The following is a 25,735-nucleotide window of genomic DNA, read 5'->3' on the forward strand; positions in this document are numbered from 1 at the left end:
GCCGCTCGGCCGGCAGCCACGACGGTGATGCGAACATGGCGGGTATGGACGCGTTCATCGACCGGCTGAACCCCGACATGTACGTGGTCACGGCGTCCGCGGGCGGTGAACGGGCGGGCTGCCTGGTCGGGTTCGCCTCCCAGTGCTCGATGCGACCCGTGCGCTTCGTGGTCTGGCTGTCGGAGCTCAACCACACCTTCCGGGTGGCCCGCGGCGCCGAGGTCCTCGCCGTGCACCTGCTCACCCGGGACCAGTACGGGCTGGCCGAGCTGTTCGGCGGCCGCACCGGTGACGAGACGGACAAGTTCCGGGGCGTGCGGCTGCGCGAGGCGTACGGCGGGGCGCTCGTCCTCGCGGACGCCCCGGCCTGGTTCGTCGGGCGGATCGTGACGCGCGCCGGTGGCGGCGACCACATCGGCTTCGTGCTCGACCCCGTCGAGTGGGGCGGCCACGAGCCGTCCGGCCGGACCGAGGAGCCGCTGCTGCGTCTCTCCGACGCCCTGACGATCGATCCGGGTCACCCGGTCGACTGACCCGGCGGCACGCGCCTCGAACGCCGGGCAACGTCTCGGGAAAGCGGGGCGGGCACCGGCCCGCCCGGCGGCACCCTGATCCGGGGCGGCGGGCCAGCCGCCCGGACCGCCGCGAACCGAAGGCCACACCCATGAACGGCTCCCGCATCCCCGGCCTGGTGCTGCCCACCGTGTTCCTGCTGGCCTTGGTCGTGGGGCTGTGGTGGTACTGGCGTCACCGCGGCGACTCGTGAGGCGGGACGGCGAGCCGGGCGTCCAGCGGAGGCGCCCTACCGCTCCGGGACGACCGGAACCCGGACGTCGACCACGCACACGTCGTCCCGCCGTTCCCCCGGCAGCATCCGCGCGAGCAGCGGCCCGAGCGGCACCGGCCCCTCGGACTGCGCCGCGGACACCGCCTCGGCCAGGCGCTCCATGCCCCGGTCGATGCTCTCCGGCGGGTGCTCGACCAGGCCGTCGGTGAACAGGACGAGCCGGTCTCCCGGTGCGAGACGGCACTCCGCCTCCTCGTACACCGGCGTGGCACTGGCCCCGATGAGCATGCCGCGGGGGCGGTGCAGATACCGCGCCTCGCCGTCGCGCAGCAGCAGGGGCGGCGGATGCCCGGCCTGGGCCCAGACCAGCCGGCGGTGCCGGGGGCTGTAGCGGGCCAGCACCATCGTCGCCGTGGCGTGCGTGTCGCCCGAGTGCAGCAGCAGCGTGTTCAGCCGGGCCAGCGCACCGGTCAGCGACGAACCCGTGATGACCATGCCCTTGGCGGTGAAGCGGAGCTGGGCCATGGTGGCGACGGCGTCCACGCCGTGCCCGGCGACGTCACCGACCACCAGCAGCGCGTCCCCCTCGGGCAGTTCGATGGCGCTGAACCAGTCACCGCCGACGTGCACGCCCGACTGGGCCGGCAGATAGGCGACCTCGACGCGCAGCCCCGCCAGGTGCACCGGCCGGTTGGCCAGCGGCAGCAGCGCGTGCTGGAGCCGGGAGGCCAGGGTCCGCTCGGCCTGGAGCACGTCGTGCTGGGTGAGGATCGCCCGCTCGCTCTCGACCAGGGCGAGCTCGGCCCGCCGCCGGGCGGTCATGTCCTGCACGAAGCCGTGCACCTCGACGGGCCTGCCGTGCAGGTCGGTCACCGCCTCGGCCGCGAGCCGCAGATGCCGGATGCCGCCGCCGGTCCTGATCCGGAACGGCACGTCGAACGCCCGCCCCTCCTCGACGAGTTCGCCGACGGCGCGGGTGAGCGCCGGGGTGTCCTCCGGCAGGGCGAGTTCCGGCACCTCGGTCAGTTCGACCGGGCCGTGCGCGGGGTCGCGGCCGAGGAGGGTGAACACCTGCGTCGACCAGGAGGCCTCGCGGGTGGTCAGGCTCCAGCTCGCCCAGCCGAGGTTGCCCAGCCGCTGCAGGTCCGCGAGTCGCTGTTCCTGCCGGTCGGACGAGCCGTGCCGGATCCAGGAGACGACCAGGGTGTCGTGCAGCGGCGCCACCCGCACCGTGTACGTGAACAGCTCGGGGACGTCCGCCACGACCTCCTCGTGCGCGAACGGCTCGCCCTCGTACGGCTCCCCGGTGGCCAGCACGTGCAGGCAGCCCCGCCACAGCGGCTGGGCCGCCAGAGCCGACCGGAACTCCCGCAGCCGCCGCCCGGCCGGGTTCTCGCCGGGGCGGCCCAGCAGATCGCCCACCTGGGAGGTCGCGGCCTCCACCAGGAAGTCCTCGGTCCCGCCCGGCGCCCCGGGCACCGGGGTGAGCAGCATGGCCGCGACCGGCAGCGCGTCGAACAGGGCCTGCACCGCGTCCGTGCCGGCGTCGGGGGAGCGTGCGGCCGGGGTGTCGAAGACCCGCAGGCGTCCGGCACACAGCGCGGTGACCCCCTGCAGGTGGGCGCGGTCGCGCGGGGTGAACGCGCCGGCCCGGCCGCGCAGCACGCCGACGCAGACCTCGGCGGCGCCCGCGGCCCCGACCGGCAGCCAGGCGCGTGACCGCCACCGCTCGGGAGGGTCACCGATCAGCAGGTAGCGCCGTTCGTCCGAGGCGAGGTCCTCCAGCCAGCGCGGCTCCCGCGCGCGCAGCGCGTCCAGCGCCGCGATCCCGCTCAGCGGCGGCACCCGGCACCACTGGGTCGCCAGCTCGTCCTCGACCCCGGCGTGCCCGATCAGTTCGAGGCCGCCGTCGCGCCGGCGGGCGTAGAGGAGGATCGCGTCCGCCCCCATGTCCGGCGCGAGGTGGTTCAGCAGGCACCGGGCGAGATCCTGCGGGGTCGTCACCCGAACGAGGGCCTGTCCGAGACGGCCCAGGGCGGCGGCGACGTCGTCCGGCGCGGACCCCTCCTCCAGGACGGCCCGCCCGGCGTCCGGGGAGTCCGCCGCGCCGGTCCCGGGCGACGCGTGCGGTCCGGGCGCCGTGGGCGTGAGCCGGCCGAGAGTGATCCAGCACTCCTCCAGCAGGGTGTGGCGGCCCGCCTTGGCCCGCTGCAGCAGCCGTTCGCCGGCCGCGTCGGCGGAACACCCGGTCAGCGCCATCACCACGCCCTTGGCCCGCTCCACGACGGCCGACGTCGCCGCCTGGTCGCGCAGCCGGTCCAGCTCGGCGCGCTGCCGGGCGACGATCCTGGCCAGTTCGACCAGGTCCGGTGCGCCACCGGACCCGGCCGGTGTCACGGACTCGCTCACGCGTCGAGCATGGCACATCCGGCCCGATTCGAAGAGCGTCTGGTGGCCTGGGACGCACCTGCCTCACGGGTCCACCGCTCGCACCGTCGCGCCGGGCGCCGGCGGCCGGCGCGCGGACCCGGCCACAGCGGCGGCAGCCGGCTGAGCCGCGGCGTCACCGGGTACGCCGGCACCGGCAGGTGCCGGGCAGGGGCCCGGGTGAAGCGTGCGGGGCTCAGGAGTGGCGGCCGGCCTCCACCAGGGCCTGGGTGACGGCCCGGACGCTGCGCGCGATGTGCTGCAACTGCATGACCTCGGCCGCGTACAGCTTGATCGTGTGCTCGATGACGCCCTCGTGCAGGCCGAGGCCGGGCAGGTCGGCGCGGGCGGTCTGCAGGGCGGTGCGGGCGATCCGCAGTTCGTTCTGCACCTGGATGTGGGCGTGCCGGGCGAGGAGCACCGGGTGGCGGACGAACACGGGGTAGCCGGCGTAGCGCGCGGGGACGAGCTCGCGCAGCCACTTGGCCGCCGAGCGCTCCCAGTCGTAGCTCCCGGGGGTCTTGACCTGGCAGGGCCAGTCCGGGCTGATGCGCGTGGACGTCAGGGGCATGATCATCGCTTCCGGGTGTGCGGCGTCGTGAGGGTGGACGACGGGTCGGGGCGGCCCCGGCCTAGGGGATGACCGGGGCCGCCACGGACACCCGGGCCGCCGGAGCGGGTAGGACTCGGCTGCCACGGGTGCGGAACGGAGCCGGAACCGGCCGGGTCGCGATCCGTGAGCAGTATTTATATATGCCAACCGGTTTGCAAGAAGCATGAAAACATTCATGCGCGCTTTGTTGCGGGCGGGGCCCTCGGGCACCGGGGGCGTGCGGCTCAGTCGCGGAGGAAGAACTGGTGCTGGTCGGCGACCTGCTCGTACTCGTCCAGCCGGGCCTGCGTCCGCTCCGGGTCGGCGTCCGTCATGGCCTGGAGCAGCGCCGAGCACACCACGCCGGGGGCGGCGTAGGAGTCGAAGACCAGGCGCGAACCGGTGCCGGTGGCGAAGACGGCGTCGGCCTCGTCGGCGAGCGGTCCGAGGGCCAGGTCGGTCACGAGCGCGACCTTGAGCCCGGCGCCCCGCGCGACCCGCAGGGCCGTCAGCGTCTCCTGGGCGTGCCGGGGCATGGAGAACGCCAGCACCCAGGTGCCGCCCGCCTCACGCGACTGCAGCAGGGCGTCGTAGGCGACGCTGCCGCCGCGCGTGACGACCCGTACGTCCGGGTGGATCCGGCGCGCGGCGTAGCCGAAGTACTCGGCGAGGGAGACGGAGATGCGCAGCCCGAGGACGGTGAGGGGAGCCGACGACGACAACTCGCGGCCGATGTCGATGACCAGGCCCGGATCGGCGAAGTCGCGCCGCAGGTTCTCCAGGTTCTCGATCTCGGCGTCGACCGCCGCCTGCAGCTCGTTGCCCCGGTTCTCCTCCGGGGGGCCACCGGCGAGGGTGCCCAGCGCGATCGACTGGAGCTTCTCGCGCAGCGCCGGGTACCCGCTGAAGCCGACCGCCGAGGCGAACCGCGTCACCGAGGGCTGGCTCACCCCGACCCGGTCGGCGAGGTCCGTGATCGACAGGAACGCCGCCTCGGTGATGTGCTCGATGAGGTACTGGGCGATGCGCCGCTGCCCCGGGGACAGACGCGGCCGGTCGAAGAGCGACCTGAGCTGGGCGGACGGGGAGAGCTCCGCTTCCGGGGCGGTCCTCCCCGAGGTGATCGCGGATGCCTGTGCGCGTGCCTGCTGCGGCGATGGCACCGGTGTGCCTCCTTCGTCTCCCAGGGTCGGGTTCAACATAGCCCACGCACCGTGGTGACCAGGGCTTCCCGCCCGGAGCACATGAGCTGCCCCCGGCGGGGATACCCGGAGGCCGGGCGGGAACCCGCCCCCGCAGAGGATCTTGAGAGGAGTCACCGCCATGACCGTCCCCGAGGAGAACCGGCCGAAGACCGAGACCACGGACGAGGTCCTGCGGCAGCAGGACGAAAACGGTGAACGCCCGCAGGGCGCGACCGGCCGCACGATGCGCGAGGCCCTGGAGGAGGCCGAGGTGCGCCCCGACGACTTCGACGAGCGGTAGCCCGCTCCGGCCCCCCGCAACCGAACCGACGACGTTTCCGGCAGGTGAGACCGCATGGGCGCGCTGAGTGCGCTGGAAGAGACCCTGGAGAACCGATGGGAGGCACTGTGGGCGCGAGTCTTCGACAAGGAACCCGTCGAAGTGGTCGACGCCCTGCGACGCGAGTGCGACGACAACGCGGTGGTGTGCGCCGAGGGCCGGGTCATGGTCCCCAACGCCTATGACGTGGAACTGCCCGACGACGTCCACGAGCACCTGACCCGCTCCGGTGCCGACGTGGGCCAGGCCCTCACCGACAGCCTGTCCCGGCACGCCGAGCGCCGCGGCTACGAGTGGGCGGGTCCCCTGGCGGTCCACGTGGCGAGGTGCCCCGAGGTCCCCAACGGCCGCTACCGGGTGGCCAGCAGGGTGATGCCCCATGTGAGCGCCGCGGGCTTCTTCCACGCCGCCCACTGAACGCCGAACCGGAGGCGCGGAGCCGGGGAAAGCTCAACGGCGATAGATCGTGATCGCGTGCCCGACACGGTCCACGGGGCGGCTGCCGCCGAGCAACTCGGCCAGCCGCCCCGTCGCCTTCGCGGCCGCCGAGTCCGACACCACCAGCAGCCCGCGCACCTCGGCCACCGGCACCCGGCGGGGATCGGCGCTCTTGATGCCGTAGAACTCCGGCACCCCGGCGCCCTTGTACACGAGCCACACCCGTTGGCCCGCGTACCGCTCCCGCAGCCGCTCCGCGAGCCGCCCCAGGTCCTGTCCCCAGTCCACGTTCGAGTCGTGCAGCCACTCCCGTGTCCTGCCCGGCCCCCCGAACGCCTCGTTGGCGTACGGCAGATAGCACGGGTAGGTGCGCGCCGAACTGACCGCGGTGCACGCCACCAGGACAGCCGCCGCCGCGGTCACCCACCGCCGTCGCGACAGGAGCACGCACCCGGCCGCCACGGCGAGGAACAGCGGCAGGAAGACGACGTACCGGACCCCCAGATCCCGCTGCCCCTGAACGGCCGCGGCGAGCAGCACGGCGGGAGCCGCCAGCACATAGGGCGCGGCGGACCGCAGCCGCCGGGCCACGGCCACGACGCCCCCGGCCCACAGCACCGCCGTCCCGAGCGGCGTCTTCACCAGCAGCGCGGCCGGCAGGTAGTACCAGAGCGAGCCGTCGTACACGCGGCCGAACAGGAAGCCCTGCCACGGCCGGTTCTCCAGCCCGAACTGCAGGCGCACGCCGTCCCGGTAGGCCTCGGGGAAGGGCAGGAGCCGGACCAGCAGTCCCCGCAGTCCGTGCACCACGGGCACGTGCTGCTCCGGGGCCCAGCGCAGCCGGGGATCGACGGCCAGGTAGGACGCCCACACGACGGCGACGGCGGCCAGGACGAACACGCCCGCGCCGGTCAGCGCGCGTACGCCGCGCCGGCTTCCCGCCGCCACCGGCAGCGCGGCCAGCGCCGCCAGCACCGGCACCGCGGGCAGGGTGCTCATCCTGGTGGCCAGCGCGGCGCCCAGCGCCAGCCCCGCGAGCGGCACGTACGGCAGGGGCCGCCGACGGGCCCGCCACACCAGCCACGCCGACGTCAGCACGAACCCGGCGGCCGGTACGTCCAGCGTGGCCAGGGAGCCGTGGGCGATGACGTCGGGGGAGAAGCAGTACAGCGCGAGCGCGGCAGACCCGGCGAGGTCCCCGGCCAGTTCACGGGCGAAGGCGAGGACGACGAGCCCGAACAGCAGCGTCAGCGCGATCACCGGGAGGCGGGCCCACAGCATCAGCCGCCAGGGGTCGTTGCCCGACTCGTAGAGCAGGTGCCGGCCCAGACGGCCCTGGTCCCCGGTGAAGTCCCGGTCGACGTGCGGATCCGCGAGGACCACCCCGGCACCGATCAGCAGCTTGCCGAGCGGAGGATGCTCGGGGTTGTGGCGCAGCCGGTGCGCGTACACGTACTCGGCGGCGGCGCCCACGTACACCGGCTCGTCGATCGTCGGGGTCTGCCGGAGCGCGGTCGTGACCATCGCGAACGCCATCTGCGCGAGCAGCGCCGCCGCCAGGAGCCGCACCGGCCACCGCCTGCCGGACCGGCGTGCCGCGCCCGTGGCGGCGGGGAGCGGCACCGGCCGGGAGACGGCGGGGGCGAGCGGGTCCCTCATGGCCCCACTGTGCATCAGCCCCCGCCGCGTACCGCGTCAGCGCCGCACGAGTCGCACCGACAGTCCCCGGGGCGTGGGGACGGGCACGGCCCGCAGCGTCGCCGAGTCCAGCTCGACCCGGTCGAACCGGCCCCGCAGGCCCGGGGCGTGCAGCACCGGGACGGTCGTGCCCGCGGCCGGCGGCCGCTCGGCGTCGAGCCGCAGGGCCAGCACGCCGCCGTCCAGCAGGGCCCGGCGGCCCACGACGAGGGCCGGGCCGTGGGCCTCGCGCAGCGTCACCTCCAGCGCCGACCCGCCCTGCTGTACGTACGAACCGCGTACCCGCAGGTCCGTGCCGAGCCGAAGGGTGCCGCCCGTGACCCGGACGTCGCCCCGGCCCAGGGCGTCGCGGGAGCCGGCGGCCAGCGTGCCGGCCTCGACGACCGTCCCGCCGCCGTAGCGGTTGTGCCCGGTCAGCGTGAGCACGCCCGTGCCGCGCTTGATGAGACCGCCGTCGCCCCCGATGTCGTTGCGCCAGGTGTCGGCCGCGTGGAAGCCGCCGGCCGCGGCGTCCAGCGTCACGGTCACGTCCCGGTCGAAGGCGCCGTAACCGTCCGCCGCCGCGAACAGGTCCAGCCGTCCCCACTGCTCGAAGCCGTCCAGCAGGACGTACCCGGCAGGCAGCGCGGTCGTGCGCAGCACCTCGCGCCGCTGGTCCGCGCTCAGGTACGGCAGCCGCGTCTCCAGCAGCACCTCCGCTCCCTTCGGCACGGTGAGCGGATCCGTGCGGCCGCGGCGGGGCAGGACGTACGTCAGCCGGTGCCGCACGGCGCGGGCGTTGGCCTCGCGGTCGGCGTACGCGTCGGCGGGGTCGGAGTGGGCGTGGGCGTACAGCGTGTCCGCCGTCGTGCCCGTCCGCCGCGTGAGGCAGGCGAGGGCCTGTGCGCGGGCCGCCGCCTTCAGCTCCGCGTTGGCCGGGTCGGCCAGGGCCGCGGCGGCCAGGGCGGTGGCCATGATCCGGCCGCCGATGACGTCGACGGTGGAGTGCATGCCCGCCGTGATCCGGGTGTGACTCAGCTCGAACGCGCGCGTCACCAGCTCCTGGAAGCGCTCGGGCACCGCGTAGGCGAAGGCGAGAGCGGCCAGGTGGAAGGCGTTGGTGTGGCCGCTGGGGAAGCCACCGTCCTCCTGCGCGTTCTCGGAGCGCTGGCGCAGCAGCTGCGGGGTGACGACCACCTCGGAGTCGTACACGGGGTATCCGAGCGCGTCCTTCTCCCCGGTGTCGACGACCTCGCTGTCCTCGTTCATGCGCCAGGGGCGCGGGTACTGGAAGGCGAACTTGGCCGGGTTGCCCGAGGCGAACGGGCCGCGCACGGTGTCGACCAGCCGCGCGACCTGGCCCAGCTCCGAGTCGTGGGAGCCCGCGCCGAGCGCCGAGCCGGCCGGGGCACCGGCGGGCAGGGTGTCGCTGATCTTGCCGGAGGGCGTGCCGTCGGGGGCGCCGGTGATCGACGTGACCGCCCTGGCGCCCTCCCGGTACGGCCCGGCGAGCGGGCCGAGCCCGGCGATCATGGCGTAGCTCTGGTGCTGGCGGTCGTAGAGGAAGGCCTCCTTGGCCTGGGCGTCGGTGCGGGTCCGGGTCACGCGGGCGCAGTAGCGCATGTTCGCGCGCAGCACCCCGGGGTCCAGGACCCGGCCGGTGTCCCAGGCGTCGCCGGTCTTCCACACCTCCGCCATGCCGCTCAGGATCCGGACGACCGCGTTGGTCCCGGGCGTCTGGTTCGCGAGGACGTTCGACTTGTAGTCGTCGACGAAGGCGGCGAGGCCCGTGGCCGCCTTGGCGTCCGCCGCGCCCAGCCACGTGACGAACGCCGGCGCGGCGAGCAGCCCCGCACAGGCCCCGGCGGAGGTCTTCAGGAAGCGCCGCCGGTCGACGGCGGCAGTGGTGCGGTGCCCGGCTGATGACGGCATGGTGCGCCTCTCTCGAGTGGTGCGACGGGAGCTCCGGCGATGCGGCCGGAGGGCGGTGCGAAGCGTGCGGCGGGTGCCTGCGGCGACGTCCGTGGCACCCCGTGCGTACCGGCGAGGATCTGCGGCCGGGGGGGGATGGTCCTGGGGGCAGGGCCGGAGCCGGGCGGTGGACGGCGGCCGCCCGGCCCGGTGCGCTCACCGCAGGGAGCGGGCCAGCGCCAGCGCGCCCTGCACCGGCGGCACCCGCAGGCGCTGCGGGCGGGCCGCGGGCAGGGACGCGGCGAGGGCGGCGGTGAACGCCTCGTACAGCGCCGGCTGGGCGAGCACGGTGCCGCCCGCGACCACGACGTCGTCCACGGCGACGCCGCGCGCGGCGAGCCGGACGACCAGGCCGGCGAGCGCCCGGCCGCCGTCGGCGACGACGGCCCGGGCAAGCGGCGAGCCGGCCTCGGCGGCCGCGAACACGACGGGGGAGTGGCGTCCCCACTCGGCGGAGACGTCCGTGGCGGCCTCCAGGGCCGCGCCGAGCGCGGGCACCTCGGCCACGCCGAACGCGGCGACGAGACCGCGCGCCAGCGCGTCGGGCTCCTCGCCGCGGTCGTGCGCCGCCCAGACGGCCCGCGCGGCCTCGCGGACGAGTCCGGCCGCGCCGCCCTCGTCGCCGAGCACCGCGCCCCAGCCGCCGACCTGCACCGCATCGCCCTCGGCAGTGCGCCCCACCGCGACCGAGCCGGTGCCGGCGACCAGGCCGACGCCCCGGTCCAGGCCGGCGGCCGGGACGAGCAGTTCCGCGTCGCCGACCACCAGCGCGGGCACCCCCAGCCGTTCCTGGAGCGCGGCCCGGATGCCCGCGCACTGGCGGGGCGTCTCGCAGGCGTGCCCGCCCACGGCGACCGCGGACGGCCGGGCGTGGGCGGGCAGGGCGTCACGGACGAGCGCGGTCAGCCAGTCCGCCGCGGCCGAGGCCTCGTGCGGGCGCCAGCCCGCACTGCCGCGGACGTGGTCGACGGTGATCCCGCCGTCCGCGAGGGCCCGCAGCTGTGTCTTGGTGCCGCCCACGTCGATACCGACCGTGTAAGGCATGGAGTCCTGCACGGGTCCTCTTTCGTCCTCGCGCGGTCACGGCGGGTGGCAGGCGAACCACCCGTCGGACCACGGCAGTTGAAGAGGTCGGGAAGCCCCGGGACGGGCTTCTGCGGAGCACGGCAGGCGAGTACCGTGAAGTTCGTTAGGAAGTTAACTAACGAAGTAGGGTGCGTCAAGAGGCACGGAATTCCCGGTGCCGCGCCACCCTTGCGGCTCGCCTGCCCGGCCGCAGCACGACCTGGGGAGACCATGCAGCTGAGTGAGAGTGCCCGTGTGGTGTTCGACGTACTGGCCGGGACGGGCGCGGCCACCCGGCCCCAGCTGGCGGCCGGTGCGGGTCTGTCCAAGCCAACGGTGTCCACCGCGGTGGCCGAACTGGAGGCCCTCGAACTGGCCGCCCACTCCGGGCGGGCCTCCGGCTCGACCGGCCGCAGCGCGGCCGTCTACCGGCTCGGCCCGGCCGCCGGTGCCGTGCTCGCCGTGGACCTGGGCCCGGCCGAGACCCGCGTGCGCGGCTGCGCCCTGGACGGTTCCCTGCTCGCCGAGGGCACCGGCTCCCGGTCCGAGGCGGCCCGCACCGTTCGCGGGGTCCTCGACGCGCTGCCCGCCGGTGCCCCGCTGCGGGCCGTCGTCGTCGCGGTCGGCGACGTCACCACGCGTGCCGGGGAGGGCGCCCGGGAGCGTCCGGCGACCGCCAAGGCCGGTCCCGTCTTCGACGCCATGGCCGTCGCGCTGCCCGAGGGCGTCCCGGTGCACCTGGAGAACAACGTCAACTGCGCCGCCCTCGCCGAGCTGCACGAGGGCGCCGCCGTGGGCCGCGACACCTTCGGCTACCTGCGCATCGGCGTCGGCATCGGCCTCGCCGTCGTCATCGGCGGCCGGGTGCTGCGCGGCGCGAACGGCGCCGCCGGTGAAGTGGCCCGGCTGCCCTACCCCTGGGACGACGACCGCGCCCCGCGCCACGAGGGCCTGGAGCGGCGCATGGGCTCGCGCACCCTGCTGCGCCGGGCCGCCGAGGCCTGGCGCGACGGCGACGGGCCCCGCCCGCGCACCGCGGAACGGCTCCTCGCCCTGTCCGCGCAGGGACACCCCACCGCCCGCGCCGTGGTCGACGCGCACGCCGCCGACATCGGCCGGCTCGCCGCCGCCGTCGCCGCCGTGCTGGACCCCGGGCTGATCGTGCTGGGCGGCGGCACCGGCTCCGACCCGCAGCTCCTGCCCGGGGTGCGCGCCGAGCTGGCCCGGCTGAGCTGGCCCACGGAGGTCGTGAGCAGTGTGGTGGGGGACACCGGCACCGTCGCGGGGGCGAGCAGGCTGGCCGTGGCCCATGGAATTCAAACCGTGACCGGAGCTGTGCGAGCGAGGCATTGACGGCTGCGCCATCGGTCTGCCAATGTCCGGACAAGCGCTTTCTAAGTCGGCCGGGACGCCGACTTACGGGTCAGCCTCCCGCTCGTACGCGAAGTACGGCAGCCGCACGAGGGCGAGCTTGTGCGACGCTCGGCCGTCATGGCCGGGGACCCTTCCCGTGAAGGCGACGCGGCCGGGCGAGGCCGCGCCCCGGGAAGCGACATTCGACATCTCCTGCACAATGCACCCGTGCCGCCTCGGCTGGCGCCGTGCTTCCTCCGCTACGAGAAAAGGGATCGAAGATGATCAGTGTGGGTGTGCGGCGCTCCCGCCGGCTCGGCCGCGGCGGCATACGCCGCGTGGTTCCCCTCGCTGCCGTGGCCACGGCAGGTGCCCTTCTGCTCTCCGCCTGCGGGTCGGGCTCCGGCTCGGGCGGCAGCGAGAAGTCGCTGACGTTCTGGATCTCCACGGTCCCGGGCCAGGACGCGGGCTGGAAGAAGATGGTGGCCCAGTACAAGAAGGAAGCCGGCGTCTCCGTCAAGCTCGTCAACATCCCCTACGACGGCTACCCGGCGAAGCTGCACAACGCCGCGCAGGCGAACTCGCTGCCCGACGTGGCGGCCGTGCCGGCCCTGGACCCGATCTGGGCGAACAAGCTGATCGACCTCAGCTCCATCGCCGGCAACAAGAGCTACAACATCAACAAGAACTTCATCGCCAAGGACTCGTCCGGGAAGGTGCTGTCCATCCCCTCGGACATCACCGCGTCCGGCCTGTACATCAACAAGTCGCTGTTCGAGAAGGCCGGCGTCGACTACCCGACCTCGCCCGCGAAGACCTGGACCTGGACCGACTTCATCAAGGCCGCGGACAAGGTCCGGGACAAGACCGGTGCCAAGTACTCGCTCACGTTCGACCAGTCGCCGTCCCGGCTGCGCGCCATGGTCTACGAGCTCGGCGGGAAGTACGTCCACGCTGACTCCTCGGGCAAATTCTCCGTGGACGCCGCCACCAGGAAGGCCGTGAAGCGGTTCGTCGGGCTGAACGACGACAAGACCATGCCGAAGTCGGTGTGGACCAGCGGCGCCGACCCGTCCGCCATGTTCCAGAGCGGTGACGTCGTCGCCTACTGGTCCGGCGTGTGGCAGGTGCCCGCCTTCGCCGAGAGCATCAAGAAGTTCGAGTGGGCCAGCGTCCCGACCCCCGCCGAGCCGGTGCAGGCCAGCGACGTCAACAGCGGCGGCATGATGGTCGGCTTCAACAACAACGAGGCCGCGGCCGGCGCCGCGAAGAAGTTCATGTCCTGGCTGTACGAGCCGGACCACTACCGCGCGCTGTGCGAGGCGTCCGGGTTCCTGCCCGTCGAGAGCGGCCTGAACCCGAAGTACCCCTTCACCTCCGAGGCGGCGCAGGCCGCGTTCAAGCTCTACAACGAGTCCATCCCGCTGTACGAGCCGATCTCGGGCTACTTCAACACCGCGCAGACGAACTGGGTGCTGAAGGGCAAGAGCCTCACCGAGGACCCGACCAAGACGGAGCTCGGCAAGGCGATCAACGGGCAGCAGTCGGTCGACAAGGCCCTGGACAACATCGTGGCCGGCTACAACCAGCAGGTCGGCGGCGGATCGTGAGCCGGGGGCCGGGCGGCGTCCGAGAGACCCCGCCCGGCCCCGGCCGCCCACGCGCCCCCGGGCTCACCGCCCGGCCGCCTGAGCCCACCGGAACCCTCACCAGCACGGAGTCAGGAAGATGACCAAACGCGCCCCGGACGTGTCCGTGAGCCCGCCCAGGAGACGCAGCCGCCACACCCTCGCGCCGCTCGTCCTGGTCGCGGCCAATGTCGTGCTCTTCGCGCTGTTCTTCGTCTGGCCCGCGGTGATCGGGCTCGTCTACTCCTTCACGAACTACACGGGCGTGGGGGCGTTCCAGTTCGTCGGACTGGACAACTACAGCAACCTGTTCGGGGACTCCACCTTCTACGACGCGGTGACCCGGACGTTGCTGTACACCGTGCTCTTCGTGCCGCTGAACTTCGTGTTCTCGCTGCTCATCGCCAACCTGCTGGTGAGCCGGCACGCCAAGGGCGCTTCGGTCGCGCGCGTCTTCTTCTTCATCCCGTGGCTGCTGTCGCCGATCGTCGTGGGTGTCCTGTGGCGGTGGCTGTTCGGCGAGAACTTCGGACTGGTCAACTACCTCATCGAGAAGGCCGGCGGCAGCGCCGTTCCCTGGCAGTCGGACGCGGACCTGTCGCTGCTGGTGGTGGTCGTGGCGGCGTCCTGGGCCTGGACGGGCTTCTCCATGCTGCTGTTCATCGCGGCGATCAAGAACGTGCCGACGTCGTACTACGAGGCGGCCGCGCTCGACGGTGCCGGTCCGTGGCGCCAGTTCGTGAGCATCACCCTGCCGAGCATCGCGCCCACGTCCTTCATCGTCATCCTGCTCAACACGATCCACGCGATGAAGGAGTATCCGCTGTTCGCCTCCCTCAACAACGGCGGGCCCGGAACGTCGAACAACCTGCTGGTGCAGTACATCTACCAGACCGGCTTCAAGTCGGGGCAGATCGGCTACGCGAGCGCCGCGTCGTTCGTGCTCATGCTCATCCTGATGGCCGTCGCGGTCGTCCAGCTGATCGTCAACCGGCGGGTGGAGAACCGATGACAACCACAGACATGCCGCGCAAGGTCGACTCCGCGCCCGGGCGGGCCGTTCCCAGGAAGCGGTCCGGCGGCGCGCCCAGTGGCGGGCTCCGGCGCGCGATCCCAGCGACGACCCTGCTGTGGGTCCTGGCGGCCCTCTACGGCGTGCCGGTGCTGTGGTTCGTGCTCAGCTCCTTCAAGCCGGCGGGAGACCTGTTCTCCCTGCCGCTGACGCTGTTCCCGCACGACCCCACCGTGTCGGGCTACCAGGCGGCGTGGGACAGCGCCAACTTCTCCCGGTACTTCATCAACACCGCCGTCGTGTGCGTGATCGCGACGATCCTCACGGTGGGAGTCAGCTGCTGCACGGGCTACGCGCTGGCCAAGTACGACAACAAGTGGCTCAAGGCCTTCTTCGTCGGCATCCTGGCCACCACGATGCTGCCGGGCGAGGTCATGCTCGCCCCGCTCTTCCTGGTGGTCCGCGACCTCGGCTTCTACAACTCGCTCGCCGGCATCATCCTCCCGGCCGTGCTCACCGCGACCGGGTGCTTCATGTTCCGCCAGTTCTTCCTGACGGTCCCCGACGAACTCATCGAGGCCGCCCGCATCGACGGCGCGCGTGAGCTGTCGATCTTCCTGAGGATCATGGTGCCGATCTCCCGGCCCATCATGCTGACCCTGGCCATCCTGTCGTTCCAGTGGCGGTGGAACGACTACATCTGGCCGCTGCTGATGCTCAACGACCCCGAGAAGTTCACCGTGCAGATCGGCATCCAGAGCCTCGTCGGGGCGCAGAACATCAACTGGTCGGTGCTGCTCGGCGGATCGGTCATCTCCATGGTGCCGCTGATCGTCGTCTTCCTGGTGTTCCAGCGCTACGTGATGAACGCGGACATCAACGCCGGACTGAAGGACTGAGGGACTGACGAGCGTGCCCACCCCGATCGACCACGAGTTCGTCCGCGCCGCGGCCGGCGCCGCCGACCGGCGGGCCGTCCCACTGGCGGCCCGCCCCGACGAGGAACCCGCCGGTGTGCCCCATCGCGCCCTGGCGCACCGGGTCAAGGTCCTGCTCGCGGCGTACCGTTCCCCGGACTCGGCCCTGCACGGCAGCGCGCGGGCCGTCGCCGCGGCGACGGCCCACCTGCGCGCCCTGCGGGCCGCGCAGACCGGCACCGGCCTGTTCGCCGGCGGCGACAACGTGCAGTCACCGCCGGACTCCGCCTTCACCGTCAACGACGTGTGCGACGCGCACGTCCTCGCCGCGGGCGCGGGGCCGGAACTGCGGGACGTCACGGACGCGCTCGCCGAGATCGCCGGCGCCGCCCGCGGAAGCCTCCTGACCGGCGGGGTGCACACCCCCAACCACCGCTGGGAGCTGTGCGCGGCGCTGGCCCGCCTGCACCGGTCGTTCCCCGACGGCCGGCTCCTCGACCGGATCGGGGAGTGGCTCGCCGAGGGCGTCGACATCGACGCGGACGGCCTGTACTCGGAGCGCAGCGCCAACTACGCGGCCCATGTGTCCAACCCGTCGCTGCTGCTGCTGGCCGACGTGCTCGGCCGCGCCGACCTGCTGGACGCCGTCGAACGCAACCTCGCCACGACCCTGGACCTCATCGGGCCGGACGGCACGGTGGAGACCGTCCACTCGCGGCGGCAGGACCAGAACGGCCCGTTCCCGCTCGCGCCCTACCTGCCGCACTACCGGCTGCTCGCGATCCGCACCGGACGCGGCGACTTCAGCCGGGCGGCACGGCAGGCGGCCGCCGGGGGCATCGACGACCCCGGCCTGCTCGCCGAGACCCTCCTCACCCCGGACCTGTGCGGCGTCCTGCCGGAACCGGCCCCGCAGGCGCTCCCGCGCGGCCGGTACCTCACCACCGCGCGCCTCGCCGCGCACGCCTCGGCCGGCACGCACACGGTGGTGTACGGCGGCTCCGACGTGCCCGAGCACCGGCGCATCCGCTCCGGCCTCGCCTGCAACCCGACCTTCCTGCGCCTGTTCGCCGGCGACGCGGTCCTCGACGCGGTCCGTCTCTCCCGGGGGTTCTTCGACCTGGGACCGTTCCGGGCCGCCGCCATGGAGCGGGTCGCCGACGGCCGCTACCGGCTCACCGAGACCCTCTCGGCCGCCTACTACCAGCCGCTGCCGCCGGGTCTGCGGCGGGACGACGGCGCCTACCGGACGGCGGACGAGGGCCGCTTCTCGGCCGCGATGGCCTTCGCGGACCGGCCCCGCGACGACGTCTCCCACACGACCCGGGTCGAGGTGGACCTGCGGGAGGACGGGGCCGACCTGCGGATCGACATCAGCGGGCCACGGGTGCCCTGGGCCCTCGAACTGACCTTCCGCCCGGGCGGCGTGCCGCAGGGCGCGGTGCCGGTCGGCGACGGCCGCTGGTGCCTGACGAGCGGCCCGATGACCTACCGGGCCGGTGACGACGAGATCAGGGTCGAGGCCGCCGTCGAGGCGGGGGAGCCCCTGGCCGGGCCGGACCGTGGCGACGTCCTGCGCTACGACCCGGGGCAGGACTACACCGTGGTGGGCGGCACCGACGCCACGAGCGGGAACCGGGTCTACCTCGGCGGGCAGGGCCCGCACACCCTGACCCTCGCCCTGCGCGCACGCCGGGCCGCACCCGCGGGGCACTGACCCGGGCCTCTCCGGCTCAGGCGCCGGGAGCCGGGTCCGGCACCTCGGGTGCCCGGGCGGCGAGCGCCTCCAGGGGCTCGCCGCTGAGCCGGCACGCCTTCCACTCGTCGAGGAACTCCGCGCCGAGCGACCGGTAGAAGTCGACCGCGGGCGTGTTCCAGGCCAGGACCACCCACTCGAAGCGGTCGTAGCCGTTGCGGCGGCAGATCGCGGCCAGGGCGGCGAGGAGGGCCTTGCCCTGGCCCGAGCCGCGTGCCTGCGGCCGGACGTAGAGGTCCTCCAGGTGCATGCCCCGGGTGCCCGTCCAGGTCGAGAAGCGCGGGAACCACAGGGCGAAGCCCACGGTCCCGCCGGTGCCGTCGTCCTGGGCGATCAGCGCGTGAGCGGCCGGATGCTCGCCGAACAGGGCCTCGCGGAGTTGTTCCCCGGTGGCCCGGGCCTGCTCCTCGGCCCGTTCGTACGCGGCGAGTTCGCGGATCATCGCGCGGATCTCGGGGATGTCGTTCGGCGTCGCGGACCTGATCATGGGCCCATCATGCCGGACCGCCCGGACCACCGGGGCCCGTCCCGTCTGCCCGTCATACCTGGTCCGTGCGCACCAGCAGGTCGGCCCGCCCCCGGCTCGCCGCGACCAGCTCGGCGTTGGGCTGGTCCGAGCGGGTCACCCAGGCCTGTGCCTCCTGGTGGGTCTTGCCGAACCGCTCGTGCCGGGCGACCAGACGGCCAACGCGCTCCGGCTCGGGGAGTTCGCAGAACCACACCTCGTCCAGGAGAGGCCGGACACGGGCCCACGCGCCGGAGTCCAGGAGGAGGTAGTTGCCCTCGGTCACGACCAGACGGGCCGTCGGCGGGACCGGGACGGCGCCGGCGATCGGCTGCTCCAGAACGCGTTCGAAGCCCGGGGCGTAGACGGTGTCGCCGGCGTGCGCCCCCTCGCGCAGGCGCGCCAGCAGGGCCGCGTAGCCGGCCGCGTCGAACGTGTCGGGAGCGCCCTTGCGGTCGCGCAGACCGAGGCGCTCCAGTTCGGCGTCGGCGAGGTGGAAGCCGTCCATCGGGACGTACGCGACCCAGGGCTCGCCGGATCCGTTCAGTTCCCGGACCAGACGCTCGGCGAGCGTGGACTTGCCCGCGCCGGGACTGCCGGCCAGGCCCAGGAGCGCGCGCCGCCCGTCCCGGGGAAGGGCACGGGCGCGCCGGACGAGATCGTCGAAGGTGAGCGGCACAGGGGAGAGTGTGTCATCCGGGCGCGGGGCTGCGTGCCGAGGGCCCGCGCACCTCGCGCCCCACCGTGATGTGGCGTGCGCCACTCACTGGAACGGCACCGGGAGGGGAACCGATCCCGTATGACGCAGCTCGGTCTACCCGACGACATCCAGGCCTGCCTCTTCGACCTCGACGGGGTCGTCACCAAGACGGCCGTGGTGCACGCGGCCGCCTGGAAGGAGATGTTCGACGCCTTCCTGCGCGAACGGGACGGTGCGGACTACCGGCCGTTCGAGGCGGCCGACTACGACGAGTACGTCGACGGCCGGCCGCGCGCCGACGGCGTGCGCACCTTCCTGGCCTCCCGCGGCATCGACCTGCCGGACGGCGAGCCCGGCGACCCGCCCGGTGCCGAGACGGTGCACGGCCTCGGCAACCGCAAGAACGAGCTGGTCCTGGAGAAGATCCGCACCGACGGCGTCGAGGCCTACGCGGGCACGCTGCGTTACCTGGAGGCCGTCCGCGCCCACGGCCTGCGCACCGCGATCGTCTCCTCCAGCGCCAACTGCCAGGACGTGCTGCGCTCGATCGGCGCCGAGCACTTCTTCGACGTGCGCATCGACGGCGTGGTGGCCGCCGAGCGCAAGCTGCCCGGCAAGCCGCACCCCGACACGTTCCTCGCCGCGGCCGAGGACCTCGGCGTCGAGCCGTCCGCCGCGGCCGTCGTCGAGGACGCGCTGGCCGGCATGGACGCCGGCCGCGCGGGCCGTTTCGGCTACGTCGTCGGCGTCGACCGCGTCGGGCAGACCGACGCGCTGTACGCGCACGGCGCCGACATCGTGGTGAAGGACCTCGCCGAACTGGGAGGCACCGAGTGATAACCCAGCGGGCGTACGGCGTCGAACCGTGGGCCGTGCGCGAGACGGAGCTCAACCTGGACCTGCTGGCCCAGAGCGAGTCCGTGTTCGCGCTGTCCAACGGCCACGTCGGCTGGCGCGGCAACCTCGACGAGGGCGAGCCCCACGGTCTGCCCGGCTCCTACCTCAACGGCGTCCACGAACTGCACCCGCTGCCCTACGCCGAGGCCGGCTACGGCTATCCGGAGTCCGGGCAGACGGCCATCAACGTCACCAACGGCAAGGTGCTGCGCCTCCTCGTCGACGACGAGCCCTTCGACCTGCGCTACGGGCGGCTGGTCTCCCACGAACGCACCCTGGACCTGCGCCGGGGCGTGCTGGAGCGGGTCTGCGAGTGGACCTCACCGGCCGGTTCGACCGTGCGGGTGCGCTCCACCCGGCTGGTCTCGCTCACCCAGCGGGCGATCGCCGCCGTGGCCTACGAGGTCGAGCCCGTCGACAGCCGCACCCGCGTGGTCGTCCAGTCGGAGCTGGTCGCCAACGAGAGCCTGCCCGAACCGGACGGCGACCCGCGTGCCGCGCGGGCGCTGAAGTCCCCGCTGGAACCGGAGGAGGACCTCGCCGCGGGCAGCCGGCTGCGGCTGGTCCACCGCACCCGCCGCAGCGGCCTGAGGGTCGCGGTCGCCGCCGACCACACCGTGACCGGCCCCGAGCGGACCAGCACGAGCAGCGAGAGCAACGTCGACGTCGCCCGGCTGACCGTCACCTCCGTGCTGGAGCCGGGGGAGCGGCTGCGGGTCGAGAAGCTCGTCGCGCACGGCTGGTCCGGCGCCCGCTCCCGGCCCGCGATGAGCGACCAGGTCGAGGCGGCCCTGGCGGCGGCCGGACACAGCGGCTGGGACGGGCTGCTGGCGGAACAGCGGGCGTACCTCGACGACTTCTGGGCGCGCGCAGACGTCGAGATCGACGGCGACGAGGAGATCCAGCAGGCCGTCCGCTTCGCCCTCTTCCACGTGCTGCAGGCCGGCGCCCGCGCCGAGCAGCGCGCCATCCCCGCCAAGGGACTCACCGGCTCCGGCTACGACGGCCACGCCTTCTGGGACACCGAGGCGTTCGTGCTGCCCGTGCTGACCCACACCGAGCCGAAGGCCGCCGCCGAGGCCCTGCGCTGGCGTCTGGACACCCTGCCCGCCGCCCGGGAGCGCGCCGCCCAACTCGGCTTGAGCGGCGCCGCGTTCCCCTGGCGCACCATCGAGGGCTCGGAGGGCTCCGCCTACTGGCCGGCCGGCACGGCCGCCTTCCACGTCAACGCCGACATCGCGGACGCCGTGGTGCGGTACGTCGCCGTCACCGGCGACGAGACCTTCGAACGCGAGGTCGGCGTGGAACTGCTCGTGGAGACGGCCCGCCTGTGGCGCTCCCTCGGCCACCACGACGACCGGGGCGTCTTCCACATCGACGGCGTCACCGGACCGGACGAGTACAGCGCGATCGCCGACGACAACACGTACACCAACCTCATGGCCCGGGCGAACCTGATGGCCGCCGCCGACGCCTGCAAACGCCACCCCGACGAGGCGGCACGACTCGGTGCCGACGAGGAGGAGACGGCCGCGTGGCGGGACGCCGCCGAGGCGATGCACGTCCCCTACAACGAGGAGCTCGGTGTGCACGAACAGCACGCCGGCTTCACCCGGTACCAGCGCTGGGACTTCGCCCGCACCCGGCCGGACCAGTACCCGCTGATGCTGCACTTCCCGTACTTCGACCTGTACCGCAAGCAGGTGATCAAGCAGGCGGACCTGGTGCTGGCCATGTACACCTGCGGCAGCTTCTTCGAGGAGGGCTTCGACGAGGAGCAGATCGCCCGCAACTTCGCCTACTACGAGCCGCTGACCGTGCGGGACTCCTCCCTGTCCGCCTGCGTCCAGGCCGTCATGGCCGCGCAGACCGGCCATCTCGACCTGGCCCGCGCCTACACGGCCGAGGCCGCGCTGATGGACCTGGGCGACCTGGAGCACAACACCCGCGACGGGCTGCACATCGCCTCGCTGGCCGGCACCTGGATGGCGCTGGTCGCCGGATTCGGCGGCATGCGGTGCGTGGACGGCGCGCTGCGGTTCGCCCCGCGCCTGCCCGGGCGGTACGGCCGGCTGGCCTTCACGGTCCAGTTCCTCGGCCGGTCGCTGCACGTGGAGCTGACCGCCGAACGCGCCGTGTACACGCTGCGGTCCGGACCGCCCCTGACGATCCGCCACCACGGCACCGAGCTGACGGTGAGCGAGGACGCGCCGGTGGCCCGTCCCGTCCCGCCGGCACCCCGGCGCCCCGCCCCCGAGCAGCCCCCGCACCGGGCCCCGCACGCCGGCTGACGGCCGCGGAGCGTCAGGCACTTGGCCGTATTCCGCCCTGCACCCGCCGAACGGGCGAGTTAGTTTGTCCGTGTTTGCCGACTTCTCGGGTAAGGGGCGGAACATGGCCGACGGCACGGACGCCATCCTGGTCCGTATGCGGCGGCGCGACCGGACGCCGGCGCCGGGCACGGCCCCCGGGCCGCGCCGTGGCGGACGCGGCGGCCGGGCGCTCGCCGCGCTCGCCGCCGTCTTCACCCTCGCCCAGCTCGCCCTCGTCCGGCCGGTGCTGGGCCTGGGCTGGGACGAGATCGTCTACGTCAGCCAGGTCACCTCCCACACCCCGGCGGCGTTCTTCAGCGCCCCCCGCTCCCGCGGCGTCTCGCTGCTGGCCGCCCCCGTCGCCTCCTGGTCGTCGTCCGTCCCGCTGCTGCGCGTCTACCTCGCCGTGCTCTCCGGCCTCGCCCTGTTCCTGGCCCTGCGCGCCTGGCGCGGCCTGTTCCCGACGCGGGTCCTGGTCACCGGCGGCGCCCTGTTCGCCTCCCTGTGGATGACCCTCTTCTACGGTCCGCAGGCCATGCCCAACTACTGGGTCGCGATCGGCGCCCTGATCAGCGTGGGCTGCTGCCTGCGCGCCCGGCAGGAACGTTCCACCCGGGCATCGCTGTGGGGTGTCGCCGCCGGTGGCCTGCTCATGGCGCTGATGCGGCCCGGGGACGCGGTGTGGGTCGCCCTGCCGCTGCTGGCCCTCGCCCTGCCGCGCCGCCACCGGCGCCTGCTCCTCGCGCTCCTGGCAGGCCTCGCGGCGGGCGCCCTGCCGTGGGTGATCGAGGCGTGGACCAGCCACGGCGGCCTCGCGCAGCGACTCTCGGACGCCTCCCGCATCCAGGGCGGGCTCGGCTGGCAGTTCGCCGTGGACGACCAGCTGCGCAGCCTGGGCGGGCGGGCCCTGTGCCGGCCGTGCACCGGGTCGGTGCCCCACCCCGTGGTCACCGTCTGGTGGTTCGTCCTGCCCGTCCTGGCCGGGCTCGCGCTGGTCCTCGCGGCCCGGACCCGCCGCCTGGAACGGACCCTGCTCCCGCTGGCCTGCGCCGCCACGGCCGCCGTCCCGTATCTGTTCATGATCGGTTACGCCGCTCCGCGCTTCCTCCAGCCGGCCTACGCCCTGGTCGCGATCCCGGTCGCCGACGCCCTGTGGCACCTGGCCAGGAAGCCCGGCGGGACCTGGCGGCCGGTCGCCGCCGCGCTGGTCGCGCTCGGCCTGGCCGGGCACCTGGCCGTCCAGCTCGCGGTCCTGCAAGGCGCCGTGGCCCGCAACACCGAGAGCCGCCGCGACTGGGACCGCACGGCCGCCGCGCTGCACCGCCTCGGCGTCCGCCCGCCCTGCCTGCTCACCGGGCACGAGGCCATCCCCATCGGCTACTACACCGGCTGCTCCTCGGGCGCCACGTCCGGCCACAACGAGAACACCACCGTGCCGGAGATCCGGCGCACCGCCGATCGCCTCCCCGTCGCCCATCTGGCACCCGCCGGCGGCACCCCGGCCGGGTACGCCCGCACCTGGCCCGTCCACCGCGTCTCGGACCTGGACGTCCGCGTCGCACCGCGCCCCTGACGCTCCCCGCGTGCGTTTCCCGTCCCTGCCCGCCAGGTAGGACCGGGGTGACGGCCACGATCGAGGGGGGAACGGCATGCCGCCGGGCGAGCAAGAGGGCGGGCTGGGGCAGGAGTTCTTCACACCCGGTTCCTCGTCCTTCACGGAGTTCCTGGCGGCCCACCGCCCCGCGCTGCTGAGCACCCGGCGCGTCCTGCCGGACGGCGTCCGCGCCGAGGGCGTCCCGCACGGCACGACCGTGCTGACCCTCACCTACGGCGACGGCGTACTGATCGCGGGCGACCGCCGGGCCACGGCAGGCAACCTGATCGCCCAGCGCGACCTGGAGAAGGTGCATCCCCTGGCCACCATGATCCGCGGCAACCTCGGCCAGGCCGTGCAGGGCCTCGCGGTCGTCCCGCTGCTCGCCGGGTACGGCCCCGCGGCCCCGGAGGGCGCGCGGGGCCGCATCTTCGGCTTCGACATCGCCGGAGGCCGCTACGAGAAGTCCGGCTTCCCCGCCGAGGGTTCCGGCTCCCCGTACGCCCGCGGCGCGCTGAAGAAACTCTTCCGTCCCGGTCTGACCCGGCGCGAGGCGGCCCTGGCCGCGCTCCAGGCGCTGTACGCCGCGGCGGACGACGACTCCGCGACCGGCGGTCCGGATCTCGCCCGCCGCATCTTCCCGGTCGTGTCCGTCATCACCGAGGACGGCTTCGAGCGGCTGTCCGAGGCGGAGACGGAGCAGCTCAGCCGCGAGATGGTCGAGCGGCGGCACGCCCGGCCGGACGGGCCGAACGCCGCCGTGTGACCCGGCCGGCGACCGTCACCCGGACCCCGCGCCCGGTACCGGACGGGTGCCCGGCGCGGAGTTTCCGCTTCCATGGGCAGGACCTGCCGCAGGCTTTACTGCACAGCACTTGCAGGTGCGGGGTGACCGGCACAAGGCTGGGATCCGCGACCGTCCGTCCGGCCGCGGGACCTGCCCCCGATGACGGCCGCCGCCCCTGGGTCCACTCCGTGCCTCCCCGCCCCGGCCCGCCCAGCGCACCCGGTCCGGCACCGCGTCCGCACCTGCCGGACGCGGCGGGAGTGGACCAGGGCCGGGGGACTGCCCGCGGCAGGTTCCGGGCCCACCCGTTCGCCGAGGTTAGAGCCCGCGTTACGGGAAACGCGGAACGCACAGCCGAGACGAACGAGTCGACGCAGCGCGACAGGGAGGCTTGAGTTTATGGGCACGGAACCGATGCGCTCCGAACCGATGGCGGACGACGCGTACCAGCCCACCGGGAGCAACGAGGAGCAGGAGGACGCCGCGCCGCTGGACCTGCAGGACGCCGTCGACGAGCGGACGTACGACGACACCCTCGACGAGGGCTACTCCCCGCCGGAGAAGCCCCTCGGCGTGACCAAGCACGGCACCACCGCCGCCGAGCAGCACGAGGGCGAGACGCTCGACCAGCGGCTGGCGCAGGAGGTCCCCGACGTGTCCGCCGAGCCGGCCGGTGACGGTGTGGGCGACAGCCCCGACAGCGACGGCGAGCCCGTCGACCCCGAGGCGGGCACCGTCCGGGCCGGCCGCCTGGTCGCCCCGGACGAGGGCGCCCACCCCGACACCACGAAGGAGACCGTCGCCACCGACGTCGGCATCGACGGCGGCGCGGCCGGTGCGGAGGAAGCCGCCGTGCACGTGGTGGAGGACGACGGCGTTCTCCCGGACGACGACGGCAGGGTGTGACACCACCGGCCCGTGCCGGCCGGAGCGACCACAGGTGAGGCCACCGGCCCCGTCGCGGACCCCGCGACGGGCACGGTGGCCTCACCTGTGGGGCGTCAGGGCAGCAGCTTCTCGAGCGCGGACGGTCCCTCCGCCGCCAGCTTGCGCCTGGCCCATTCGAGGTTGTGCGGCGTGAGGTCCTTGCCGGAGGCCAGGACGAGGTCCTCCGGTGACACGTCGGTGCCGGTGCGGGCGTGGAGCAGGCGGTCCGGGGTGGTGCTGTCCTCGGACGGCCGGGACGCGGGGGGCTGTGACGTCGACATGTTCTCTGCTCCTAGGGTCCGGTTCGCTGGTGCGGCCCCGGTGCTGAAAAACGGGTCCGCTATCACCATTCCCCGCGCGGGCGCGGCGTGCATCCGGAGAGCGCGGTGATGCCCCCGCGGGCCCCACCACCCCGTTCGGACGCGCTCCGATGTCGCGTCGCCCGATTCCGGGTGACGGTGAAGACACGTGTCCCTGCAACTGACAGGAGCTTTTCCATGCGCACACGTGTGACCGCCGCTGCCGGCCTGGCCTGCGCCGCCCTGTTCGCCTTCGCCGGTACGGCGAGCGCCGACGACGGCACCGTCGGCATCACCAACGAGAGCGGTGGTTTCCTCTCCGGCAACGTCATCCAGATCCCGATCGACGTCAACGCCAACGTCTGCGGCAACTCGATCAACGTGATCGGCCTGCTGAACCCGGCGTTCGGCAACGAGTGCACGATCAAGGACTGACGTTCCGGTCGTACGGCCTGCCGGCGGGGGGGGGGCCCCCCCCCGCGGGCCCCCCCCCCGCCCCCCCCCCCCCCCCCCCCCCCCCCCCCCCCCCCCCCCCCCCCCCCCCCCGCCCCCCCCCCCCCCCCCACG

At 73.9% G+C, this 25,735-nt stretch carries 23 protein-coding genes; 14 read left to right on the top strand and 9 right to left on the bottom strand.

Annotation, left to right across the window (positions count from 1 at the left end):
* The first annotated feature begins 35 nt into the window (after positions 1-35).
* A complete protein-coding gene (locus tag ACF07N_RS24445; protein ID WP_392116542.1) occupies positions 36-533 on the top strand; it encodes a flavin reductase family protein in 498 nt (165 codons plus the stop codon).
* Between the two features lie 269 nt (positions 534-802).
* On the opposite strand, the gene ACF07N_RS24450 is transcribed toward ACF07N_RS24445, so the two are convergent.
* From ACF07N_RS24450 to ACF07N_RS24460, 3 genes are all read right to left on the bottom strand, one after another.
* Positions 803-3,214 carry a SpoIIE family protein phosphatase gene (locus tag ACF07N_RS24450; RefSeq protein WP_392116545.1) on the bottom strand — a complete coding sequence of 804 codons (2,412 nt, stop codon included), beginning with the start codon at positions 3,212-3,214 and terminating at the stop codon, positions 803-805.
* 196 nt (positions 3,215-3,410) lie between these two features.
* Complete coding sequence (locus ACF07N_RS24455; RefSeq protein WP_383349442.1) at positions 3,411-3,791, bottom strand: hypothetical protein; 381 nt, start codon at positions 3,789-3,791, stop codon at positions 3,411-3,413.
* Between the two features lie 260 nt (positions 3,792-4,051).
* Positions 4,052-4,969, bottom strand: a complete 918-nt coding sequence (locus ACF07N_RS24460) for a MurR/RpiR family transcriptional regulator (protein WP_383349445.1) — start codon at positions 4,967-4,969, stop codon at positions 4,052-4,054.
* 160 nt (positions 4,970-5,129) lie between these two features.
* On the opposite strand from ACF07N_RS24460, the gene ACF07N_RS24465 reads away from it, so the two are divergent.
* The gene (locus ACF07N_RS24465; protein WP_392116549.1) at positions 5,130-5,291 is read left to right on the top strand and encodes a hypothetical protein; all 162 of its coding nucleotides are present in this window, start codon (positions 5,130-5,132) and stop codon (positions 5,289-5,291) included.
* A 54-nt stretch (positions 5,292-5,345) separates the two neighbouring features.
* Positions 5,346-5,747 (top strand): DUF3662 domain-containing protein, encoded by a 402-nt coding sequence (locus tag ACF07N_RS24470; RefSeq protein ID WP_383336381.1) that lies wholly within the window; start codon positions 5,346-5,348, stop codon positions 5,745-5,747.
* Between the two features lie 33 nt (positions 5,748-5,780).
* Here ACF07N_RS24470 and ACF07N_RS24475 read toward each other — a convergent pair whose 3' ends face one another.
* The 3 genes from ACF07N_RS24475 to ACF07N_RS24485 all read right to left on the bottom strand — a co-directional run bounded on the left by ACF07N_RS24475 (position 5,781) and on the right by ACF07N_RS24485 (position 10,472).
* Positions 5,781-7,427 carry an ArnT family glycosyltransferase gene (locus ACF07N_RS24475; protein WP_392116552.1) on the bottom strand — a complete coding sequence of 549 codons (1,647 nt, stop codon included), beginning with the start codon at positions 7,425-7,427 and terminating at the stop codon, positions 5,781-5,783.
* Between the two features lie 36 nt (positions 7,428-7,463).
* On the bottom strand, positions 7,464-9,377 hold the full coding sequence (locus ACF07N_RS24480; RefSeq protein ID WP_392116555.1) for a phosphatase PAP2 family protein: 1,914 nt from the start codon (positions 9,375-9,377) through the stop codon (positions 7,464-7,466).
* 195 nt (positions 9,378-9,572) lie between these two features.
* Positions 9,573-10,472, bottom strand: a complete 900-nt coding sequence (locus ACF07N_RS24485; RefSeq protein WP_392116558.1) for an N-acetylglucosamine kinase — start codon at positions 10,470-10,472, stop codon at positions 9,573-9,575.
* A 240-nt stretch (positions 10,473-10,712) separates the two neighbouring features.
* Between ACF07N_RS24485 and ACF07N_RS24490 the strand changes: the two genes are divergently transcribed.
* The 5 genes from ACF07N_RS24490 to ACF07N_RS24510 all read left to right on the top strand — a co-directional run bounded on the left by ACF07N_RS24490 (position 10,713) and on the right by ACF07N_RS24510 (position 17,108).
* Positions 10,713-11,834: an ROK family protein gene (locus tag ACF07N_RS24490; RefSeq protein WP_392116561.1), complete on the top strand. Its 1,122-nt coding sequence runs from the start codon at positions 10,713-10,715 to the stop codon at positions 11,832-11,834.
* 281 nt (positions 11,835-12,115) lie between these two features.
* Entirely contained in the window at positions 12,116-13,444 is a 1,329-nt protein-coding gene (locus ACF07N_RS24495; RefSeq protein ID WP_392116564.1) for an ABC transporter substrate-binding protein, read from the top strand.
* A gap of 118 nt (positions 13,445-13,562) precedes the next feature.
* Complete coding sequence (locus tag ACF07N_RS24500) at positions 13,563-14,474, top strand: carbohydrate ABC transporter permease (RefSeq protein WP_392116567.1); 912 nt, start codon at positions 13,563-13,565, stop codon at positions 14,472-14,474.
* Positions 14,471-15,373: a carbohydrate ABC transporter permease gene (locus ACF07N_RS24505; protein ID WP_392116570.1), complete on the top strand. Its 903-nt coding sequence runs from the start codon at positions 14,471-14,473 to the stop codon at positions 15,371-15,373. The genes ACF07N_RS24500 and ACF07N_RS24505 overlap by 4 nt, the downstream gene beginning before the upstream one ends.
* Before the next feature lie 13 nt (positions 15,374-15,386).
* Entirely contained in the window at positions 15,387-17,108 is a 1,722-nt protein-coding gene (locus ACF07N_RS24510; protein ID WP_392116573.1) for a hypothetical protein, read from the top strand.
* 16 nt (positions 17,109-17,124) lie between these two features.
* On the opposite strand, the gene ACF07N_RS24515 is transcribed toward ACF07N_RS24510, so the two are convergent.
* Entirely contained in the window at positions 17,125-17,634 is a 510-nt protein-coding gene (locus ACF07N_RS24515) for a GNAT family N-acetyltransferase (protein WP_392116576.1), read from the bottom strand.
* Between the two features lie 52 nt (positions 17,635-17,686).
* Positions 17,687-18,331, bottom strand: coding sequence for a nucleoside/nucleotide kinase family protein (locus tag ACF07N_RS24520; protein WP_392116579.1), 645 nt, complete (start codon positions 18,329-18,331; stop codon positions 17,687-17,689).
* 120 nt (positions 18,332-18,451) lie between these two features.
* On the opposite strand from ACF07N_RS24520, the gene ACF07N_RS24525 reads away from it, so the two are divergent.
* The 5 genes from ACF07N_RS24525 to ACF07N_RS24545 all read left to right on the top strand — a co-directional run bounded on the left by ACF07N_RS24525 (position 18,452) and on the right by ACF07N_RS24545 (position 24,848).
* Positions 18,452-19,189, top strand: coding sequence for an HAD family hydrolase (locus tag ACF07N_RS24525; RefSeq protein ID WP_392116581.1), 738 nt, complete (start codon positions 18,452-18,454; stop codon positions 19,187-19,189).
* The gene (locus ACF07N_RS24530; RefSeq protein WP_383336369.1) at positions 19,186-21,540 is read left to right on the top strand and encodes a glycoside hydrolase family 65 protein; all 2,355 of its coding nucleotides are present in this window, start codon (positions 19,186-19,188) and stop codon (positions 21,538-21,540) included. Before ACF07N_RS24525 ends, ACF07N_RS24530 begins: the two co-directional genes overlap by 4 nt.
* A 103-nt stretch (positions 21,541-21,643) precedes the next feature.
* Entirely contained in the window at positions 21,644-23,134 is a 1,491-nt protein-coding gene (locus ACF07N_RS24535; protein ID WP_392116584.1) for a hypothetical protein, read from the top strand.
* A gap of 76 nt (positions 23,135-23,210) precedes the next feature.
* A complete protein-coding gene (locus tag ACF07N_RS24540; protein WP_392116587.1) occupies positions 23,211-23,921 on the top strand; it encodes a proteasome subunit beta in 711 nt (236 codons plus the stop codon).
* Between the two features lie 435 nt (positions 23,922-24,356).
* Positions 24,357-24,848, top strand: a complete 492-nt coding sequence (locus ACF07N_RS24545) for a DUF5709 domain-containing protein (RefSeq protein ID WP_383336404.1) — start codon at positions 24,357-24,359, stop codon at positions 24,846-24,848.
* A gap of 95 nt (positions 24,849-24,943) precedes the next feature.
* On the opposite strand, the gene ACF07N_RS24550 is transcribed toward ACF07N_RS24545, so the two are convergent.
* The gene (locus ACF07N_RS24550) at positions 24,944-25,150 is read right to left on the bottom strand and encodes a hypothetical protein (protein ID WP_383336366.1); all 207 of its coding nucleotides are present in this window, start codon (positions 25,148-25,150) and stop codon (positions 24,944-24,946) included.
* Between the two features lie 216 nt (positions 25,151-25,366).
* Here ACF07N_RS24550 and ACF07N_RS24555 point away from each other — a divergent pair, with 216 nt between their 5' ends.
* A complete protein-coding gene (locus ACF07N_RS24555) occupies positions 25,367-25,603 on the top strand; it encodes a chaplin (RefSeq protein ID WP_383336365.1) in 237 nt (78 codons plus the stop codon).
* The last annotated feature ends 132 nt before the right edge of the window (positions 25,604-25,735 follow it).

Origin of the sequence: Streptomyces sp. NPDC015242 (assembly GCF_043079125.1) — a bacterium.
Classification (GTDB): domain Bacteria; phylum Actinomycetota; class Actinomycetes; order Streptomycetales; family Streptomycetaceae; genus Streptomyces.